This window comes from Bacteroides sp. AM54-2NS (assembly GCF_003602935.1).
Taxonomy (GTDB): domain Bacteria; phylum Bacteroidota; class Bacteroidia; order Bacteroidales; family Bacteroidaceae; genus Bacteroides; species Bacteroides xylanisolvens.
The window spans coordinates 39,869-62,706 of the sequence record NZ_QTMZ01000032.1 but is presented as its reverse complement, the minus strand read 5'-3'; the positions used below and the strand labels follow the sequence as shown (position 1 = coordinate 62,706).

Here is a 22,838-nt window from a genome sequence, read left to right as displayed (position 1 = left end):
TGAATTTGCGCCCTGAAAGGGCATAATTGTATACAGTTCCGCCCTTTCAGGGCTTGTGGCTGGTGTGTCTTTTTCGTAGGGCGTTGCCCTACGCTATGTAATTAAGCCCTTTCAGGGCACCCCAATAAATATATAATTGTAAGGCTTTCAGCCTAACTGCTAAATTCCCATTTATCATTTCAATTTAAAACGGTATACAACCATGGAAGCGGCCTCCAGTTCGAGCGGTTGATTCAGGTCCAGTCCGACTTCCGTCTCTACCGGTTGGACTTCATTCGGGGTAAACGGGGTGTTTTCTTTTCCCGGAACCAGTACCAGGCTTGTTTTATGTGCCTTGACGGGACGTTTGAAGCCGGAAACTTCCGGTTGTAGAGTGACTTTTTTATCCTGCAGGTTTATCAGTTTCAGGATATATTGTTTGCTGGCCGTATCATATCCCATCGTAACAAAGATGTTCTGCAAACCTTCTATATCCTTGATCGCTGCATCCAGACACACGTCAAACGTGTTATCCCTGAACATCTTCGCCAGGTAGAAGAAGGAAGTCTTTACGCTACTGTCTACTCCATTAATCAACATCGGCAGGAAGATACGGTGTTCCAGAAAGTCCCAATGCCTCATCACCGGACGTTCGGCAAACAAGGGATTCAAATCACCGTTGCGTTCTATTGACATACGGATGGCTCCGGTAGCCAGCAGGTTATAAGGATATTTTCCGCTAATACCCAATTCGCCGATAAATAGATCGGCAACACCCCGTTTGTAGTTATCAAAACGATAATGCTGTTCGCAAGCCCATTCGATTGAGTTATAATAATGCTCATCGAACACTTTTACATTCTTCGGGTTGACAAAATTGGGAATATCTTTCCGTTTGTCGTCATTCTCTCTTCCGACTACACGGATGACACTATTGGCTATATAAACCAAGTCGGGGTATTTGGCGGACAACGCCTGATAGATTTTTTCATAACGTTCCCAATACACAGGTCCGAAATCTTCATTTCCAATCTCGATATATTTTAGCGGGAAAGGAGCAGGATGACCGTTCTTTGCCCGTTCGGCTCCCCATTTCGTAGTTGTATCACCAATAGCATACTCGATGGCATCCAACGCATCCTGGATATAAGCGTCCAGATCGACATCAATGTGTCTGAAATTCCACTGTGGACTTTGCTTCACCCAACCGCTGCAAATCATACCCGTAGGCATCACATACATCGCATCGGCTCCCACATATTCGCACAATTCATAAAACTCATGATAACCGATTCCGTCGGTACGGTAATAAGGCGCCCATTTGCTCCACTGTCCCGGACGATTTTCAATCGGTCCGAGCGTCTTTTTCCAGTGATACATCGTTTCTTCATTGACTCCGTGCACGATGCATCCGCCCGGAAAACGGATAAAGCTGGGAGAAAACTCTTTCAGGTTCTGAACAATGTCTTTACGAAATACGGATTTTCCATCGTTCCAGGTATCGGACGGGAACAGGGAAACGACATCTATCTGAAATTGTCCTTTCGACATCGGTTGTATGGCAAACATTCCACGCCGGACGTTCTTTTCCGGTTTCAGTTCACCGGTATATTTTGTCCAGTCCCGATTTCCTACATTCACTTCGATCACATTGCTCACCCGCTGTCCCCATTCGTCAACCAGAAATACACGTAACGGAGCGGAATAATTCCTGTTCTTCAGAAACAAGGAAAGGCGGTAAGACGTATCTGTCTTCAGGTTCATTCCATAATATCCACGGTTGAGAATCAGAGCATCCGAATGGTTCGCAATATCTTCCGTGACATTAACCAGCATCGAATACTTATTTTCCCCGCTCATCGGATTTTCATCCGTGCGACTGATAAATACAGGAGTATATGATAACGGATAAGTCGTCCATCCAATCAGCGGATCGGCCTGAAACACCTTTTTCTCTTTAACGCGGGGAGCCGGGACATTTTCATAAAGACCATTCTTCACAGATAATCCGGCAGGCGGTGTAGCTTCTTCAAACGAACGATTACGTATCAGTTCGGCGTGCAGAGCACCCTCGCCCATCATTCCTATTTCCTCATAATGGAAACCGTACTTTACGGGAGCCACTTTGTGGGTTTTCGATTTATTGATATACAACGTTCCATCGGAGGAAGACGGAGAGGAACTATTCCCATATACCAGAGGTAATGTGAAAAACAGACCGATACCAAACGTAAAGGATTTGACTGTCGAATGATTCATAGCATTTGTTTTTAGAGTTTCACATTGCAAATGTGGTCTTTTCTATCCAAGAAAAACAGAAAAATAATGCTTAATACCTGCAATCATGTATAAAAATCTGTAGCGAAGCGGCAAACTGAACATGAGTGCTGCCCGTTTGAACAATTCTACGACTGTTCAAAACAAAAAAAGACGTATCTTTAGGTCGTGAAAATCAATCAGAAAAGCCATGAGAACCACCTTACTTAAATTCGTACTCTTATTTAGTCTCGTGCTCTTAAATACAAGCTTGTCGACGGGACAGATTCAATATAATAACATACGCTTCAAACAGCTAAGTATAGCTGAAGGACTCCCGCATAATACGATCAATGCAATCACCCAGGACAACCACGGGTTCATCTGGTTTGGTACACGCAACGGATTGTGCCGATATGACGGTTATAATATCAACCTGTTCGCACATAATGAAGCCGACAGCACCTCACTCCGCCACAATTTCATCACGCGCTTATATAACGATTCGCTCCGTAACATTCTATGGATCTCTACCGATCAGGGCATCTGCAGCTATAACTACGAGACAGAAGATTTCAGTCGTTACCAGATTAAAGGGAACACTAAGGATGATGTTTGTTTCCTGAATACCAGCGATGGTGTGCTTCTGGCAGCTTGTAGCAACGGACTCTATCGCTACAATGAACAAGACAGTCTGTTCATTCCTTTTCTTCTCGATGAAGAAAAACCTCATGTGAGATACCTTGCGGAGGACGGAGACAAAACCTTATGGATAGACACCAACAAAGGACTGATGCGATACAGTCTGGAGAAGAAACAGTTCGTTTCCCTCCCGACTCTCATCCAGCCTTTTACACAGCAATGCAACAATGCCGTCCTGATCTCGTCCAACCAGCTTTTATTTAATACTAACAACGATTTTTTCGTCTATCATATACAAAGCAATACGCTGTGTAATCTCTCGAAAGACCTTGAAGTGAAAGACTTCCGGTGTGCGGCAACCGACCATACGGGGAATATATGGGTAGGCACGGAGTATGGCATCTTTGTCTTCAACAAACTCTACCAACTGATTTCACATTACGAACAATCGGAACGGGATTTAAGTGCGCTGAACGATTCTCCCATTTACAGCCTTTATCAGGACAAGGCTCATAATATGTGGGTGGGAACCTATTTCGGAGGAGTCAATTATTATATATTCGGTTCCGACCAGTTTCAGATATATCCATACGGAGCCAGTTTCAATCATTTGAGCGGAAAGGCTGTCCGCCAGATTATCAATGCTCCGGACAATGGTCTGTACATCGCCACCGAAGATGGCGGATTGAACTACCTGAACAATAAGAAAGAAATCACCCGTGCCGAACGGCTTCACAAGCAAATGCAAATCTACGCCAAGAACATACATTCTTTATGGCTCGACAAAGATAACAGCTTGTGGCTCGGACTATTCCTGAAAGGAGCTCTTCACTATATACCGCATCTAAACCGCACGGTGGACTATAATCTATTGTCGGATGAGGTTTCTTCCGGCTTCTGTATCATCGAAGACAAGAACGATCATATCTGGTACGGAGGCCCTTCCGGCTTATTCCTGATCGACAAGAAGAAAGCGAACTCCCGCCCAGAAAAGATTTCATCTCTCCGTGTCTTTAACCTGGTACAGTTTAATGACAGTATACTTTGGGCAGGAACCCGAAAAGGCAGTATATTTCAGATCAATACCCATACACTGAAAGTAACCTCGCTCCCTATCCTGCCGCATACCGATCTCTACATCACCTATATCTACCCCGATTCACATCAACGGATATGGATAGGTACAGACAACAACGGGCTTTATGTATCAGACCGCAACGGTAGCATTATCGCCTTTTACAGTAAAGAACAGTTGGGATCCAACGCCATCAAAGGTATCATTGAAGATGAGATGAGTAATGTTTGGGTAGGTACCGGAAACGGACTTTGTTGTATCAATTCCCAAACAGGAAGCATTGACCGATATACCACGGCCGACGGATTGCCCATCAACCAGTTCAACTACTCCTCCGCCTGCAAGAAGCCTGACGGAGAATTGTATTTCGGAACTATCAACGGTATGATTTCTTTCTACCCGGAACAGGTACGCTCCGTCAATCCCCGTTTCAACATTGCACTGACTGCCATTTGGAGCAACAGCGAATATATGTCGCCCAACAATGAGAAAGCATTCATCCCTTCCTCTATCTCCGAACTGACAGAGATCACCCTGACGCACGAACAAGCCCAATCCCTGCGTCTCGAATATTCCGGCCTGAATTATCAATATACCGACAACACTCAATATGCGATGAAAATGGAAGGTATCGACAAGGACTGGCAGTTTGTAGGCAACCAGCATCAGGTACGCTTCTCCAATCTGCCTTCAGGAAGATATATCTTAAAGATCAAAGCCAGCAAAGATGGTATCCACTGGGACGAAACGGGCCAAAAGGACCTTGCCATCAGAGTCCTTCCTCCTTGGTGGCTCTCACCGGGAGCATATTTAGTTTATGCACTACTCTTCCTATTAATCATTTACGCCGCATACAGATATACCAAAACGCGTATCATCCTGCTCATGCGACTGAAAACGGAGCATGAACAACGCGTCAACATAGAGAATATGAATCAACAGAAGATCAATTTCTTCACTTACATCTCCCATGACCTGAAAACACCGCTGACCCTGATTCTATCACCTCTGCAACGATTGATCCAGCAGCCACAAATCAGCAACAACGATAAAGAGAAACTGGAAGTCATCTACCGAAACGCCAACCGGATGAATTATCTGATTAATGAACTATTGACGTTCAGTAAAATCGAGATGAAACAGATGCGTATCAGCGTCCGGAAGGGAGACATCATGCACTTTCTGGAAGAACTGTCGCACATCTTTGACATTGTAGCCGGAGAACGGGAAATTGACTTCATCGTCAATCTGGAAGACACCGAAGAGGAAGTCTGGTTCTCGCCTTCCAAGCTGGAACGGATTCTTTATAACTTGCTCTCAAACGCATTTAAATATACCCAGCCCGGCGGATACGTCAAGTTGAGTGCCAAACTAATAAAAGAAGAGAAAGGAACATTTGTGCAAATCTCCGTCAAAGACAATGGCAGGGGGATTCCTAAAGAAGCTCAAGAACAAATATTTGAAAGTTACTACCAAGTTGAGAAGCGCGACCATCGCGAAGGATTCGGACTGGGATTATCGCTTACGCGTTCGCTCATACACATGCACAAAGGGGAAATCCGGGTAGAAAGCGAAATCAACAAAGGTTCGGATTTTATCGTTACCCTGAATGTATCCGAGGATGCTTACAACCCCGATGAACGCTCGTCCGAGAACATCACGACCGAAGAAATACAGAAATATAACCAGCGAATCAAGGAAACCATCGAACTCATTCCCGAAAAGCTGACCAACAAAGAAAAAGATCCTGCCCGGGAATCTATTATGATTGTGGAGGACAACAAAGAAATGAATGATTACCTCGCCAGTATATTCAGCGAGAAATATGATATTATACGGGCGTATAATGGTGCAGAAGCCTGCAAGAAGATAGCCAAACAGCTGCCCAACCTCATTATATCGGATTTAATGATGCCGGTGATGGACGGCCTGGAATTCACGGAACGTGTCAAACAGGACGTAACGACCAGCATATCCCCGTTATCCTCCTGACTGCAAAGACTGATGAAAACGACCATACGGAAGGTTATCTGCGTGGAGCCGATGCATATATCACCAAACCCTTCAACGCCAAGAATCTGGAACTGCTGGTACAAAATATCCAAAAGAGCCGGAAACAGAGTATTGAACACTTCAAACAGGCAGAAGAACTGAACATCAAGCAAATAACCAACAACCCGCGGGATGAAATATTCATGAAAGAACTGATGGAACTGATTATGGCGAACCTCACCAAGGAAGACTTCGGAGTAACGGAAATCACAGCCCATCTCCGCATCAGCCGCAGCCTGTTGCACATGAAGCTGAAATCACTCACCGGATGCTCCATCACTCAATTCATACGGACGATCAAAATGAAAGAGGCTAAAACTCATTTACTGAATGGTATGAATGTCTCCGAAGCATCATTTGCCGTCGGTATATCAGATCCGAACTACTTTACAAAGTGTTTCAAGAAAGAATTTAATATCACTCCGACAGAGTTTCTCAAACAGTTGAAATAGAAAGCAAAAGTAACTGCTTCAGAAATTCAACCTACCCTTAGACAACGTGTCAACTATTAATAGAAAAGTTCTTTTGCTCCCTTTGCAAAGATCTCTTCCCTTCATAGTAAAGTTGTCTTTGCCCTATTTCAAACTATAAACGCAAGTTCCGTTTATATAATTGCAAGCTTTGTTTTTATAAACGCAACTTGCGTTTATAAAAACAAAGCTTGCAATTATAGTTTGGAATGAAGAAAAAGGAAGTTATCCAACCGGCAAAAAGAAGTTTGGTCTATATCAAAAGGAAGTTAGCTATTAATAGCCAACAGGGCAAGTAGGTATATATTGTAAATCAACTACGCCCAACAGAAAAAGATATCGCCGGTAATTAATCTGCAACATTCACTGATGTAGCTAATTACCGGCGAGCAATAGAAATCTATAATCGACTAATACCTATTCTACCATTCCTGGAAGCGTAAATCAGCTCCGGATTCTGACGACGAATCAGTTCCTCGTCAACCTGATAAGTGACGCCACCTTTCGTGTACTTATAAGAAAGCGTAAACTTTGGCTGCTTTCCTACAAATTCCAACGATTCGGCTGCAGGATCTAATGAGGCGGACGCATCTATGATAGCAACACTTCCTCCGGCTTCGATAGTAACGCTTCCGTCCGGATTGACTGTCAGATTTACCGACTCATTATTTTCCAATGTGTTTCCGAAACCCGGTCTGCGTAATTTGTTTCTACCTAACGAAACAAAGTCGCGGGTCATATTCTGACTCAAATCCTTGTTATTGTATTCAGTCACCTGCTGGGTGGATAAGTTAGTAACTTTCCCTTTCACAAAGTATGTCCCATGATACTGGCTGACGAACTTGACAACTACAATGCTGTAATCCTTCAACTGACCGTTCACGTCGGTACTTACTTCATCCTGATTATGATCGACCAGCCGGAAAGGGATGGCATAATGCTTATCCAAAGCGGCATCGTCATTATAGAAAGCATCGGAGAAAGTCACTTTCACATCTGCTATTGCCAGATTCGGATTGCTAATTGTCATCTTGTTCGGATTAGCCAACTGATAATAGTTTTCCGGCATCAGTGTCAAGCCCGTACCCTCCAGTAAAGACGGATCAATCTCGAACGTAGCCCAATCATCGGTATGCACCTCTCTTTTACCGCCAATAGCCACTCCTACCTTTATCGACATATCTGTATCGGCTACCAGTGTCCGCAAAGGTTTTTGCGAAGCAAAGTACACAGAACTCTCATCGTAGTCCTTTTCATAATCGTCATAACAAGCAGTCATCAGAACGCTTATCAGCCCTATCCATAATATATTTAGTCTTTTCATTGTAAATAAGTATTTATATCAACAGCACGTTATTCCCAACCCTGATTATTCATTAGATTCTTATTCTTTTCCAGCTCTGCATACGGTAATGGCATGAAATAGTTTTTCACTTCATATTTCCGTTGTTCCACTTTCTGTACTTTGAAGCTGAATGTGCCATCTTCATTGCGGGTAACGGCAACACCCTCCACCTCTTCGTTCAACGGTAATACCCAACGACGCATATCAAAATAACGATGATTCTCGAAAGTAAATTCCAAGCGACGTTCGTTCTGAATCAACTTTCTGAACGAGTCCTTACTTTGAGCCATTTCATCCAGATAAAGATCAAAATTGATACCCCCGGCTTGCGAACGGATTGTTTTCAATATTTCGTATGCAGAATACAGGCATCCTTCGGCTTTCACCGTCGGGTTGCCCCAAGCCTCATTGGCAGCTTCGGCAAAGTTAAGAAGAACTTCCGATTTCCGTAACAAAGGATTGTAATGAACCGAGTTTAACGTCTGAATCGGATTCAGCATAGCCGATTTCTTGGAAACGAATTTAGCCAGATAATAACCCGTACGTGTAGCATTCTCACTAAACGAAGGAGAATCTTTTCCACCCTCGGACATATCCAACGGCTGACCGGAATCGCCAAATGTAGCACTATGATAGTAGACATTCAGCGCAAAGCGATTATCCAGTACGGCATAAAGCTGCGTCAGATCGAAATCAGGATCAGACAGATCGACACCGGAACGAACATCGGTTGCCGGATAACCATTCTTCGCATAAAAAGCCTTTACCAGATTATGAGAAGGAGTGGCACGGGCACTTCCGTAGTAGAACGGCGGGAAATGAAGGCCTTCCAACAGGTTATTATTAAAATATCTGCGGAAAGCATAATCGGAACTTTCCGTCTGAACATCGGCAATGGAGGAAGCCGTAACAGGAACATAAGTTCCGAAACCTTCCATGCCAGAATCTTATTGATCTCTTTGGCTACCGCTTCCCATTTTGCTTGGTAAACCGTAGGGTTCAGTATTTCGAATTGTCCCATGCCGGTGATCTTCGTCACGTCATCATCCTGCATGGCAGGGCTTGCGCTATATAAAAGCGCACGACTTTTCAGAACAGCTGCCGCCGCTTTCGTGGCACGACCGATTTGTGTATTACCGAACTCCAAGTCATCTCCCTGATACACGTTCGGCAATAACTCGATGGCATTATTCAAATCGTTGACGATAAAATCGACTGTTGCCTGATAAGTAGGACGAAGAAATTCACCGTTCTGCGCGGCCTCATCCTGCGAAATAAAATGATCTGCCAACGGAATACCCAACGCTTTTCCATTCTTCGCCTTTCCGCCGTACATCTTCAATAGCTCAAAATGCCACCATGCACGCAGGAAATACGATTCACCTTCCAGACGCAGCTTGATTTGCTTGTCCACTTCCGGGTCGGTGCGGTTGTACTGCACTTGGTCGGTTAAGCCGTTTTCGAGGAAAGAGTTTACATAGTTCAGCATGTTGTACGCATTACTCCAGTTTCCGATTGGGTTGTTAAACGCTGTCATCCCACCCATATTTAATTTATAGACAGAAGAGCTGCGCAGATTAGTCACTGCATTATCGGTAGCACAATCCAGAAAGTTATCTTCAAAACAATCCGGACGGTTGGCTATGCCATTATAAGCTTTATATAGTACGCCTTGAGCAAGTTCCGGCACTCTCCAGGTATCAGAGTCTCCGATCTGCCATGTCACCTTTGTATCCAATGTGTCGTCACAAGCACAAAAGAGAAACAGACCTGCTAAAACGCAACTTCCTAATATATGTTTCATATTGCCATCTATTAATTGTTCAAAATTAAAATACAAAAGAGACTCCGCCTGTAAAAGTACGCGTCACCGGGTAGTTTGTCACACCGGCATTCAGCAATTCAGGATCCAAATCTTTCACGGAAGAAAGCACAAACAAATTTGCACCACGAGCGAAAACCTTCATCTTCTTCACGACCGAACTTGGGGAGAACTGATTGAACGTGTAGCTCAATTCAACATTCTTCATACGGAAGAAGCTTGTATTCTTCAACCAGAAAGAAGAATTGCGGAAATTGTTCTCACCGGCAGTGGTTGTCAGGCGCGGATAACTTCCGGTCGGATTGTTTGCCGGATGATAACGATCTAATGCCAGTTTAGAGTATTTACCTTCTCCATTGTTCCAATAATAAGCATTTGTTGCCCAAGTGTGAACGCCCAGTTCGGAATATCCCTGAAGATACAATCCCCAGCCTTTGTAACTTACATTGAAATCGATGCCCAATGTAGTACGTGGGAATGAGTTTCCGAGTTCCTTTACGTCACGACCGTCAATGATCTTATCGCCGTTCAGGTCTTTGTAGGCGATGTCGCCTTCCTGATAATCGGCAAACGTCTGGGGGGCATGTCCGTTGATGGCTACATCTTTGCCAAATAATCCTTCGGCAACCAGTCCCATCATAGCATCGGTAGAACGCCCCACTGTATAACGGTATTCTTCACCATGTTTCACTTGGTTCCATTTCAATACTTTATTCTTAGACCATACGAAATTAGCTCCTACCGAATAAGACCAGTCGTTGATACGGTCGCTCCAAGTGAACATTCCTTCTATACCATGATTCAAGACGGAGCCCATGTTATCCTGGTAGGTAAAGTTGCCAGTATAATCCCCGTAAGAGGCATCAACAGAACCAATGATATCCGTATGTTTCTCACGGAAATAGTTTATTTCGGTATATAAGCGGTTGTTCAGGAACAGGCCTTCCACACCGATGTTCCATTCTGCTGCCTTTTCCCATTTCAGGTTCGGATTGCCTGCACGGACAAAAGTGGAATAGTAAGCCGTAGCACCGTTGTTCGTTGTTCCGAACCGGAAGCTGCCGTCTTGCGACCAGGCACGTTCATACAATAAATGTTCCGTGCTTCTGTCATAGCCCAATATACCGGCACTGGTTTTCAGTTTCAGGAAGTTCACGTATTCATTGTCTTTCAGGAAATCTTCATTGCTTAGAATCCAGGCAAGGCCGCCTGCTGCCGAGAAGAAGTATTTATCTCCCGATTTGAAACGGTTGCTTCCCATCAATGCCATGTCGGCTTCCACAGCATAGCGGCGGTCATACATATAGTTCAAGCGCAATGCGTAGTTTGCATTGATGATGTCCTGGGTCACTCCCTGATTCGTTGTTTTTGAGTACATGTAAGTCAGCCGTGCCGATACATCATGTTTTTGGTTGAATGTATTCTCATAACCGGCAAAAGCATTCCAACCCAATGTCTGTTGCAAGGTAGTCGACTTCCGGCTTTGTGAAGTGGCTACATCTGTTTTCTTCATCTGGGTGTACATAATTTGTTCCTCACCGGCAAAGTCACGATATGTCTTGATGGCATACGTCGGATAGACTTTGCTCAAAGAGAGTTGCAGGTAATCATAGTTGTCGAAAGAAAGGAAAGCACCGGCTTTCAACCCTTTTGTCAGCATATCAAGATCGAATTTCAAACCGATATTGGTCTGGCTGCGTGTATAACGCTCATCCGTATATCCTCCGTACATTGTTTCCGCGTATGCATTCATCGGACGCAGCAGACTTGCGCCAAACAAAGGAATTCCGTCCGAGCTGGCTAGTCCGGTTTCTTCCGGTGACATAGTCAGCGGGTATTCATTCGGACGATGCGTAGACAGGGCCGTAAATACCTGACCACAGTCCAATTGCCCCCATTTACGCATTTCCATACGTCCGGCAACGTCTGCGGATATAGTCAGGAAATCCGTTACATTGAAGTCGAGGTTTCCGCGAAGAGTCAGACGGTGCAGTTGCGGAGTATAGGTAACGTCTTCAAATCCGCTACCTCCTACATATCCGGCAATCAGGGCATAACGCACTCTGTCGGTACCTCCCGTCATATCGAACGATACTTTCCGATAGTTGGCATTTTTGTTCAATAACTGATCGTACAAATCGACGTTCGGATACAATAGGTCATTGGCTCCTTTGGAGTTTTTATATCCTTCCAGTTGTTTCTGATTATAGTAAGGAGTCAATCCGTCATTTGCACGCGCTTCATTGTACAGATTAGCATACTGATAAGAATTCAGAAAATCAGGAGTACGCGTCATCTGTACCACACCTGCTTCGGCGGTTGCGTTATAAATGCGGCGGTTGGCCTTTCCTCTGCGGGTAGTCACCCAAAGTACGCCATTCGCAGCACGCGCCCCATAAAGAATCTTGGCAGTGGCATCTTTCAGCAACTCGATACGTTCGATTTCTTCAGGAATCAAATCCGCTGCCGGACGTTCCACACCATCGATGATAACAATAGCTGTATTCTCCGACATGCCATGCTGGCCACGGATAAATAAATCAGGAGTATTATTACCCAATCCGCTGACTGTGGAGCGAACTTGCAGACCTAACATTTTACCTTGCAGCATATTAGTCAGCGTCAAATCAGGGAAGGTTCCAAACTGTCCGTTCTCCAGTACGCTCGTTGCACCTACTTCATTCCCTTTATATGTCTTGCCACCATCGGCTCTATTCACCAGCGATTCTTCGGTCAGGAACAGAGGCTCTTTCTTCAGGACAATCTTTTCAGGAACGATATTGCTGCCTGTCAGCTTATACACTTTATCTTCATATCCCAAAGCCTCCACCATGACGGTTGCGTCATTCTCGACCTTCGTCTGAAAACGTCCCTTTGCATCTGTATATAGAACGACTGCGCCTTCTCCACAAATGATAGAAACATTCTTCAACGGGCTACCTTTCTCGTCGGTAACAATAGAAACTACTTCCACCAAAGGCTTCTTCGCCGACTTTCTCTTTGATTTATTTTGTGCGAAAGTCAGGCTAGAGCCAACGATAAGGACAAATATGAGCCCTATCAGTCTTATATATCTAATCTTGTTTCTCATATACTTTTCTTTATTTTAGGTATCACCATCCGGGGTTCTGTTGAAGATTATCCAAAGCCGCCACTTCATCCATCGGTAGCGGATACCAATAATTACGCTTGTTAAACGTCCGCACGGCTGTCCTCACCGGAACATACTCGTAAGTAAAGTCGGTCAACTTATAAGTGCAGGCTTTTTCCACTTTCAACTGGTCGGCCGTATAAGAATGATTGATCGGGGTTGCTTTGACACCCATGATCGGATATTCACCCTTAAACAGGTCTTCAGCAATCATCCAACGGCGGATATCATACCAGCGGTGTCCTTCGAACATCAATTCCACACCACGTTCCCGACGATAAGCTTCTCTAAAATCCACTCCATCCGGTAGTTCGCCGATTCCGGCTCTTACACGGATTTTATTCAAAGCCTGACGGGCCGACATCGTACAACCCGTAACGACTGCATCCGGATCACCTGTCGCTTCGTATGAAGCCTCTGCCATATCCAGATAAACTTGTGAAACACGAATGTACACAGCCACCAAACGATATAATTGGAAACCAGCTTCACCAAACAAAGGCACACTTGCTTCCGGCCAAATGAACTTCTTGCACATATATCCGGTCTGTTGAGAGCCTCTCGTAAACTGATTGGTAGAAATGAAGTTCTCGGAGTAACCACCCGAATAAGTAGTCAGATAATAGGGAACACCCTGTAAATTCTTCCCCCATTGCTCACCGGGCACGAGGATATTATTCGTGAAGCGAGGGTCTCTATCCGAATAAGGATTGGTAGTCTTTACCGCATCATAACCGGAACGCGGATCAGTAATCGGATAGTATTTACCGTCGGCTCCCTTACGTTCGTACATATCTACCGCATTTTGTGTCGGAGCATTATAAGGAGTACCTTCGGCACCGGTTTTATTATCGTATGGTTGTGTCAGCCATTGCGCTCTGACGAAAGCAGACCAGTTGCCATGATGCCAACGCAGGAACCATAAATATTCCGGCTGTGCGAATTGATTGGAATTAGGCATTAGCTGAATACTACGATATTCGTCATGATTCATCAGGCGATAATATTCGTGACTTTCAATAGCATTGATCGCCTTTTGCGCACTACGGGCAGCTTCAGCAGCCATCTCTTTTCCATATCCTTTGTTTTCAATAGAATTCAAGTCGTTCTGCATCAAAGGGCTGGCAGCATAAAGCTGTGTCATCGCTTTTAATGCCATGGCGCTTACTCTGTCAGGCCGTCCATGTTCCTCGTCAGGCCAGCTTATAGGTAAATATTCAATGGCTTTATCCAAGTCAGTCTGCATCCAAGCATTGGATTCCTGATAAGTTTTACGGGGAAAGTCAAAGTCGTCCGATGCTCCCCAAAGCTGGTCAAAGATGGGCATTCCGCCATATCGTTTGATAATCTCAAAATAGAAGTAGGCACGCAGGAAATGGGCCTGTCCCAACAGTTTTCTCCTTTGGTCGTCTGTGATGGATTTCACTTGATCTACTCCACTAATTACACGGTTCACGATACGAAGTCCGGTATAAGCACGAGAAATAGCACTTTTGAAATTCTTCCCATCACTTTTACTTCCTATTTCGAAACGTGTACCGGCATTCTCCAGCCAGTTACCTGCATTGACAAACTTCGACGGATCATTATCGCGAACGGATGCATATTCATCCGATAAATTACCTACCGTTACGTATGTATTCGAATAAGAGTTGATACCATGTGTAAAGATTAATATATCATCATTTTGAAAGATGCGGTCCATGAACCCTAACAAACTGCTATAATCTTTATAAACATCATCTTCGGAAAGTCCGTCATCGGGAGAGCGGTCCAGATAGTCCTCACAACTTCCTACAAACAACCCCAATAGAATGATCCATATCCAATTCAACTTATGTCTTCTCATATCAGCAAATTTAAAGTGTCTCATAATCCTAATCTAAAACCAATGTTATAACGTCTCACCACCGGATAAACATTCTGTCCCGAATGTTCGGGGTCACGGCGGGAATCACCTTTCGAGAACGTCAACAAATTGGTACCGTTGACATATACTTGCAGTTTTGTCAGACGTAAAGGCTGCAACCAACGCTTCGGAATCTGATAATTCACTTCCAGGTTCTTCAAGCGAAGATAAGCATGGTTGGTATATGTGTATGTACTAGCCACCGAATTATAACTTCTCTGAACATGAATACTGGGGCGAATCGGACCGCCTTGAATCGGAGCATCGGCTGTCCATGTATTCAACGTATTTGGTTGAGCCTTGATATTACCTTCCGGGAAATCCCATAAATAGGAAGGAATCGCTTCTTTATAAATGTCCATAGCACTGTACCACAACATATTGAATCCGATTCCTTTGTAAGAACCTCCCAATGTAAATCCGAGGGTAGTAGTCGGATAGTTCAGGTTTTTCATCGGAACCATATCCTTGGCATCAATCATGCCGTCACCATTATAATCGATGTAATACAAGTCTCCCGGAATCAATGTATTATGTGTACCATTGGCAATAGTGGACTGCGCCGAGTTATAAATATCATCCAATGACTGGAAGTTTCCTGTTGCCAGGTATTTATTCACATATCCGATTGACTTTCCGGCTTTTTTCAAATATTCGCTCTGATTCTTCGGGTCATCAATAAAGACAACACGGTTCTCACTGGTTGCAAAATTAAACTTCGCGTAATAATTAAACTTTCCAATACGGTCGTTCCAAGCAATATCCAGTTCAAGACCGTGATTTTTAGTCTTACCCAGATTCACCTGCGGAAAAGCAATACCACTATCGGCCCATGACGGAATCGTATTACGTGTCATCAAAATGTTATTACGCTTTTCATCGAACAAGTCCACAGTAAAGTTTAGTTTACCCCACAAACCTATTTCGATACCGATATTCTGCTTAATAGATTCTTCCCAGGTAGCATCGGGGTCGGCCAATTTTCCTTCTTTGTATAAAGGTCCCCAGTTACTGGTCTGATATTTACCAAACTGCGCATTGGCAGATAGTTGCTCAAACTTCTGAATATAGTTGAAACGGGTAGCACCTTTATCATTACCAACTACTCCATACGAATAGCGCACTTTCAGGTTGGTCAGTACACCTTTGGTCAATTTCTTTACCCATGGTTCTTCACTGATACGCCAACCAATAGAGGCAGAGGGGAAGAATCCGAAACGGCGTCCCGGAGCAAATTTTTCCGAACCAGTGTAGGCACCGTTAAATTCAGCAAGATAACGCTCTTTGAAGTTGTAAGTGACACGGCCTACCCAGTCTTCTTCGTAAGCCGGGAAGTTCATCACACCCGAATTAGCAGTATTGGTTGATTCGTTCATCTTACGGTTAAACACAAATAAGGCGCTTACATCGTGATCGCCAAACTGGCGACTATAATTCAATGCTAATTCGTAATAAAGTTTACGTCCGTAAGCCTTGAAACCGTCATAAACACCACCAACAGGCAAATCTCCGGGAGCATTTTCATCCGGATAGCGTTTCTCGGTATAATTATAAGTAATTGTTCCGTCAGCATTATAAATAGGATTCGTGTAATCATACACACGATTAATACGAATATGCGTACGCTGGGCAACCAAATCGTCTTTACCCAAAACCTTACCCGGCATCAACTGGGTGGTCCATGATGAAGAAGTAGTATAAGACAACGATGCTTTCAATGATAGCCCCTTTGTAATAAAGTCTAGTTTCTGATTCAAGATTACATCGTAGAAACCTTGATGCTGTTTGATATTACGACTACCTCCTTCGTTCATCAGACAGGCTATATTCTGATCGGAACTTAACCCGTCCCCCCATATTCCATTGCTATATTTAATCGGAAATTCATTACTTGGAGCCGTGAAAAACGTTTTAAAAAGCGCTCATCCGGAGAATCAACATTCTCATAATAAGACGGTTGGTTCTGATACCCCATCTTACCGGCCACATTGAACGACAGTTTGGTGGTACTTGTTATATTGAAGTCGAAATTACTACGCCAGTTATAACGACGGTAGGAGAAAGAAGGATCGAAATCCTCTTGTTTGGTGGTATTAAAAATATCTCCGTCATGCAAATAACCCAAAGAAACGAAATAACTCATTTTCTTCGTACCACCGCGTACATTAAGATTATAAGCCTGTTCATAACCTACATTCTTTACCAGTTCTTTCCACCAGTCCACTTCAGGAAAGACATCATTATACGGGCCGTAATTTCCGGTAGCATACGCATTCTCCCATGCGGCAATGGTAGATTCGGGAACCATTGCTCCCCAATTACCATCATTGGCCTGTGCTCTGTTATACTGTTTCATAGAGGTCACATAGTCAGACCATTCAGGAGCAGCAGAAGGTTGTTTAAAACCGAAGTTAGCTGTGAATGAGATTTCCGGTTTCTGTTCGAGTCCGCGTTTGGTTGTCAACAAGATAACGCCGTTCGCACCTTTCACACCGTAAACCGCAGTTGCCGAAGCGTCTTTCAGTACAGAAATAGATTCGATTTCGTTCACATCGACATCGTTGAAGTCACGTTCGATACCATCCACTAATACCAGTGGCTCCGCTTCTCCCCAGGTAGACTTACCACGAATCAATAAAGAAGCCTTATCGGCTCCCGGCTTTGAAGTGGAATTGATGGCAACCACACCCGGCATCTGACCTTGCAAGGCTTCGGAAACGGAGTTCACGCTACCTATCTTTAATAAATCATCTCCTTTTGCAGTAGCAATGGAACCGACACTGGATACCTTTTTCTGTACACCGTATCCAACCACTACCACTTCTTCCAGTGTCTCCGTATCTTCTCCTAAAGAGATTACTCCTAAAGTCGTTTTATTCTTTAAATCCAGTTCCAGAGTTTTATAACCCACATAAGAAATGACAAGTATGTCTCCTTTCGATGCCTTCACAGTAAAATTACCGTCAAAATCAGTAATCGTACCGCTTCCCGTACCTTTCACGCGAACACTGACTCCAATCATCGGTTCACCGGATACTGCATCCTTCACTTGTCCCTTCCAATAGATTTGTTGTGCCTGCACGTCCAGCGCACAAAGCAAAAAGCAACAAAGACAGAAGAAAGAAAAATAAAGTCTGTTCCTTTTCATAAACATTATTTTTAACTGTTAACAAATTCTTTATCTCATAGCACAAATTAAGCGGGAAAATCTTCAAATGAAAGGGAAGAATCTCCTTAAAACCCGTACAAATGTGCAAAATAGATTTCTCTACTACATTTCTGAACAAATCACTTCCACATTGGCTTTATGACATGCTCTTTGTCTACGGTGATGTTGTATACGCCGTCATTTCCTTTCTTCAGGATGAGCGGAACAATACGTGTTTTACGAGGGGACACGGTGGAATCTGAACGATGAACGTGGTAAACATAGTAATATTTTCCATCCAGACCTTTAAATACATCTCCATGTCCTGATCCGTTTTCTCCTACGAGACTGCGATGAATGATCGGACTGTTCGGATGCTTTTTCCACGGACCGAAAGGGGAAGAAGCAGTGGCATAACCTACCGAATAGTCGATATTCATAAAATGATTGGCAGAATAGAAGAGGTAATATACCCCGTCCCACTTCATAACAGTCGGTCCTTCCATCACCGGTGCAGACTTATAGTTCGGAGTCTTTTCCCAAGGCTCCGTACAGTCCATACATTGTTTCAATGTTTCCGGTTTGATACTTCCTTTCTTTATGTCAAACTCGGCTACCCAAAGGTAATTACCTTTATTAAAGCGGACATGATATAGGTAGTACTTCCCATCATCATCCTTAAATAGGAAAGAGTCTATATTCTTAGCGGAAGCGTCTATCGGCTTGACTTCCTTCTGCCGGAAAGGTCCGAATACCGATTTTGAGGAAGCAATTACTGTTTGCTCATTAGCGGTATAAGTGAAATAATAAGTTCTTTTATCCTTAAAGTATTGAGGTGCCCAGAAGCCTTTTTCACCGAAAGCTTGGTCTCCCTTTCTCAATATAAGTTGCAAATCTTTTCCATTAGGCACAGTCCAATGCTTCAAGTCGGTCGATTCGAGGATAGCAAAACCCTGCGGTTCCCGATTGCGTGTACCTGTGAGATAATACTTTCCGTTCTCCACAAAGATAGTGGGATCGGCAAAGAATATTTCTTTCCATGAATCCGCCCATGATTGGGTGATAGATACACATATCACCGCTAATATGAAAATTACTTTTTGGATAGTCTTACATTCTTTCATAAACATATTTCTTACGATTTATTTTATAAAACCATTTATTGAGCCAATTCCCAAACCAAACGAGGCTTCTCTCCTGAAAGATCCCAAATAGACTCATCCCATTGAAGAGCCTTTACTGCTGCCATAAGAGTAGGTATGGTAGAAAGTCCGTTATAACGGTCAGCACCATTAACAGTTGCCGAATAATTTGGAACTACCTCATCTACTATTGCAGGTGTATTAGCTGAAAAACGGCACTCCATATTCGGATTGGCATAACAATTATTTGCCTCATTTTTATCGAAACGTCCGCATACTCTTCCTGATTTAGGTGCACCATTCGAATATAAGGAAGAATTCCAAGCCACACAACGTGTCACTGTTACTCCTGTTCCTTTATTGGCAAGTCCCAAAATGCCTCCTACTTGATTTTGAGCAGCAATTTCACATTCAGAGTAACAATGTGAGATGAGCGCTGTTGGGCTCGGCTCTACAAGTCCTGCAATACCAGCTCCGGGATTCGGAGGTGTAACATTAGGATAGGACTTAGCCACTCCTGATGAATAACAATGAGTAACAGTACCCTGAAACATCCTGCTTACAATACCACCAACACATGACTTTGTGACAATATCTCCTACAAAATAACATTGAGTAATAGTAGCGCCTCCTTTTGCTTCTCCACAAATACCACCAGCAGACCATGTAGCATTAATACTCATTTCTGAAGAACATTGATAGATTTTACTTTCCGCTCCTTGAATTCTTCCGCATATACCACCAGCTTGTCCATTCTCCCAAGCAGTCGGTCCTGTTCCTGAAGTCAGATTTATCGTACCAGATACCCGTACATTTTCAACAACTCCTGCCGCTGAAGCATTTCCAACATGTCCGGCAAGAACTCCTGTCAACTTTTGATTGGCTGTAATCTGCGCATTTTCAAAGTTTATATTGGAACACTTACCAACCAACAATCCAAAGAATCCCTGATTAACAGAAGAGGAAGTATTTACTTTCAGATTACGAATCGTATGTCCGCCTCCATCCAATACAAGTTGTTTGGAAACCGAGGTCTCTATCGGTTGCCAGTCTACACCTTGCAAATCAATATCATTCTCTATCTTGCATAGATCGTCTTACCATCTTTGAGTTTCTCTCCGAGAGTTATCAAGTCGCTCGTTGTCGCCACGGTATAAGGGTTGTCGATTTCTCCCTGTTTCTGTTGCAGGAAGAAAGTCATTGTACTTTTCTCTTGATTGACTGCAAGATCGTCGGAAACCAGTTTCAAACCGAGAACGTATTTCTTTGATCCGTCAAGCGTACCTAAATCATGGAAGCGCAAATTTACCATACGCAGGACATCGTCCCCCTTAAAATTAAAATTATTTCCATCCAGATCATAATATTCCACAGGTAAGAGGTGATATTCTTCACCAAACTCTTTGGCATCGACAACAGCCAATTTCGCCTTTGCTTCTTTTTCGCAATGGCTTTTCTCCACCATAATGTTATATTGGTATTCCGGCTCATCCAGATATAAATCATATTTGCCTGTCTGATAAAGCGACAAGGTAATATTGGAATAGGTAACTTCAGCCTTTTCCGGCTGTGTCAGATCCATGACTTCACCACATGATATCAACGAAAACACCATTAATGACGCTACAATAGGAATGTATCTTTTCATAATATCTTTCTTTTAATTATTAAAAACAGGGATTACTATACCGACGTTATCTCCTGACAACCAAACTTTATCTCCGTCTATACGAACTACCTCCATCTCCATCCCTTCTTTGAGGAAAGAAACTCCTTGGAATGAGAATTCAGTCTTTATCTTTTGACCAACAGCCGTGGGCTTCCCGTCAAACTTCACATGAATGTATTTGCTTTGATCCGAATTTTGTAGGCGATAAGTCAACCGTTTAGGATTAATTGCAGCCTGAAGTTGTTCCTGCTCTGTAAAAGTACAAATTCCATCCAAACTATAAAACCCAACTTCGGTATATCCTGTTATATTCTTCTTATCAACCCCGTTTTCGGCATATTCCGTCTCCGCACAAGAGGTGAAAGCCAACAAACATACCAACACTACATATATTACTTTCATAAGCGAATAAATTTAAGATAATTACTTTCTAATAGTTGTCGACAATATTTCTACCGATCCATCCTTATAAGTCACTTCGGCGGTAAGTATTTGTCCGTTCAGGTTCTTATTCACTATATTGATTTCCTGTCCATCCAGCTTTACTTTATAAGATGAGACATCAGCCGGCAAATTTAATAGTTGTACTAACATATATTCATCCACTTGTTGATATTTCAACAAAGGAAACTTTCCTGTTACAGACTTGGTCTTAACATCATCCTTCCACAACACGGCATCATCCGATTTCAGCAATGCTACATGGTAGGCAGTTCCGGGAACAAGATTTTCAACCAATGTATAGTCATTCTCCGAATCAAGCGACCGACGTACTACCTCTGTTCCATTTTCATCTGTTACTGACAATATACCTGTTTTATCGGCTCCATTCCCCCAACGAATGAACAATTCCCGTTGCCCTCCGACAAGGCTGGAAACTGCCAATCCATCCCGGCAGCGATGAAATCGGGATACAGCAATGGATTGGGATTGTAGAATCCGTCTGCATCCAGTCCTAAATAACGGGAAAAATAAATTCCTCCAAGTTCCCACATTTCAGTCTTCGCATCGTAAACAGCTCTCGCTCCACCGGGAACCACACTAAAACGTCCGGTAATGGCATACGTATCATATTTCTTGAACACCTCATAAAAAGTTTTATACCAATTCTTCGGATACCAGGAATAACTCTCAAAAAGGCTCTTGAACTCGGTTGCACTGACCGGTGTACCGGCATTAGCTTTTTCAGCTATCAGATTAAGGTATTCGTAAATTTTCATCCCGGCCGTATAACCATGCTTGGTTCCCCATTCTCCCAGTGCGTCGGCTACATGAGGATTTAAAGCACGTACCATAGAGAATTCCGTGCAAATCAGTTTCTTTGTTACACCATATTTATCGCGGATAATACGGAAATCATCTTCCGCCTGGTTGATTTTCAATGCGTGAACGTGTAAGTCGAGCCCTACAACATTAGGATTGTTATTAACCACAGAGACTACCGCAGGTACCGTTTCGCTCTTCGGCAATTCGGATACACGGTTCAATGCTCCGGCATAAATATCAAATGTCCATCCATTAGCCTGTTTCCAGGCAGTCAGCCGATTGGCAAACTCATTCAGAAATGCCCGATAATCCTCACCGTCCGCATGACAGAGATCGGTATCCAATGCATTCTCCCATTCCGGTTCGTTACCCATGACAAGTATTTCAATATTCTTCGCCATATCATAGGTTTTCAGTAATACTTCAGTTGCCTGAAATATGTACTCCATCTCCTTAGTTCCTACTTTGGGAACCGTGTCGGTATATAATTCAAAAGGTATTTTCAGGCTCAATATAAATTTCACACGGTCGCCCAACGCTTTCTTGGCCTGAATAAATTTCAATGTAGGAATATGTGTCCTGATGGCATTTTCTTTCACACCAACAATCTTCCCGTTTTCATTCTGAAGAAACAGATTGGGGATATTGACAAATCCTCTCACCCAAGTCACTTTCGACTGTTTCAACATCTCTATTTCCGTAATCGGGTAATCTATATTTTCATTATAGTTCGCCCCCAAATCCTGCGCCTTTGTTCCCATCGAACATAAGAACAGCAATACAAACATTAAAAAAGCTTTCATTTTCATATACATACTTCAAGGTTAATTGTCCGACATCGAACAGAACAAAAGTAGAGAAATAAACTCCGGTAGAATAGAACGATTGTTTTATCAACGGGATTTATGTTCA

At 43.3% G+C, this 22,838-nt stretch carries 5 protein-coding genes and 6 pseudogenes; 1 reads left to right on the top strand and 10 read right to left on the bottom strand.

The features are described from left to right. Positions 1-174 precede the first annotated feature (174 nt). Positions 175-2,238, bottom strand: coding sequence for an alpha-L-arabinofuranosidase C-terminal domain-containing protein (locus DXA05_RS18075; protein ID WP_128859454.1), 2,064 nt, complete (start codon positions 2,236-2,238; stop codon positions 175-177). 208 nt (positions 2,239-2,446) lie between these two features. On the opposite strand from DXA05_RS18075, the pseudogene DXA05_RS18070 reads away from it, so the two are divergent. Beyond that, positions 2,447-6,456: pseudogene (locus DXA05_RS18070) on the top strand (two-component regulator propeller domain-containing protein). Between the two features lie 440 nt (positions 6,457-6,896). On the opposite strand, the pseudogene DXA05_RS18065 reads toward DXA05_RS18070, so the two are convergent. The 9 genes and pseudogenes from DXA05_RS18065 to DXA05_RS18025 all read right to left on the bottom strand — a co-directional run bounded on the left by DXA05_RS18065 (position 6,897) and on the right by DXA05_RS18025 (position 22,741). Beyond that, positions 6,897-7,798 (bottom strand): annotated as a pseudogene (locus tag DXA05_RS18065) (DUF1735 domain-containing protein). A gap of 29 nt (positions 7,799-7,827) precedes the next feature. Then, positions 7,828-9,623: pseudogene (locus DXA05_RS18060) on the bottom strand (RagB/SusD family nutrient uptake outer membrane protein). A gap of 25 nt (positions 9,624-9,648) precedes the next feature. Beyond that, complete coding sequence (locus tag DXA05_RS18055; RefSeq protein WP_128859453.1) at positions 9,649-12,732, bottom strand: SusC/RagA family TonB-linked outer membrane protein; 3,084 nt, start codon at positions 12,730-12,732, stop codon at positions 9,649-9,651. Between the two features lie 22 nt (positions 12,733-12,754). Beyond that, on the bottom strand, positions 12,755-14,641 hold the full coding sequence (locus DXA05_RS18050; protein ID WP_032855758.1) for a RagB/SusD family nutrient uptake outer membrane protein: 1,887 nt from the start codon (positions 14,639-14,641) through the stop codon (positions 12,755-12,757). Between the two features lie 20 nt (positions 14,642-14,661). Beyond that, a pseudogene (locus DXA05_RS18045) lies at positions 14,662-17,849 on the bottom strand (TonB-dependent receptor). 140 nt (positions 17,850-17,989) lie between these two features. Further along, positions 17,990-18,973: a glycoside hydrolase family 43 protein gene (locus tag DXA05_RS18040; protein ID WP_128859452.1), complete on the bottom strand. Its 984-nt coding sequence runs from the start codon at positions 18,971-18,973 to the stop codon at positions 17,990-17,992. A 35-nt stretch (positions 18,974-19,008) separates the two neighbouring features. Further along, positions 19,009-20,639, bottom strand: a pseudogene (locus tag DXA05_RS28440) (DUF1735 domain-containing protein). Between the two features lie 12 nt (positions 20,640-20,651). Further along, entirely contained in the window at positions 20,652-21,062 is a 411-nt protein-coding gene (locus DXA05_RS18030) for a hypothetical protein (RefSeq protein ID WP_074556622.1), read from the bottom strand. Positions 21,063-21,083: 21 nt separating this feature from the next. Further along, positions 21,084-22,741 (bottom strand): annotated as a pseudogene (locus DXA05_RS18025) (hypothetical protein). Between the last annotated feature and the right edge of the window lie 97 nt (positions 22,742-22,838).

Coding starts and splice junctions, on each gene's coding strand:
- DXA05_RS18075 (WP_128859454.1), bottom strand. CDS start 2,238: ATGAATCATTCGACAGTCAAATCCTTTACGTTTGGTATCGGTCTGTTT.
- DXA05_RS18055 (WP_128859453.1), bottom strand. CDS start 12,732: ATGAGAAACAAGATTAGATATATAAGACTGATAGGGCTCATATTTGTC.
- DXA05_RS18050 (WP_032855758.1), bottom strand. CDS start 14,641: ATGAGAAGACATAAGTTGAATTGGATATGGATCATTCTATTGGGGTTG.
- DXA05_RS18040 (WP_128859452.1), bottom strand. CDS start 18,973: ATGAAAGAATGTAAGACTATCCAAAAAGTAATTTTCATATTAGCGGTG.
- DXA05_RS18030 (WP_074556622.1), bottom strand. CDS start 21,062: ATGAAAGTAATATATGTAGTGTTGGTATGTTTGTTGGCTTTCACCTCT.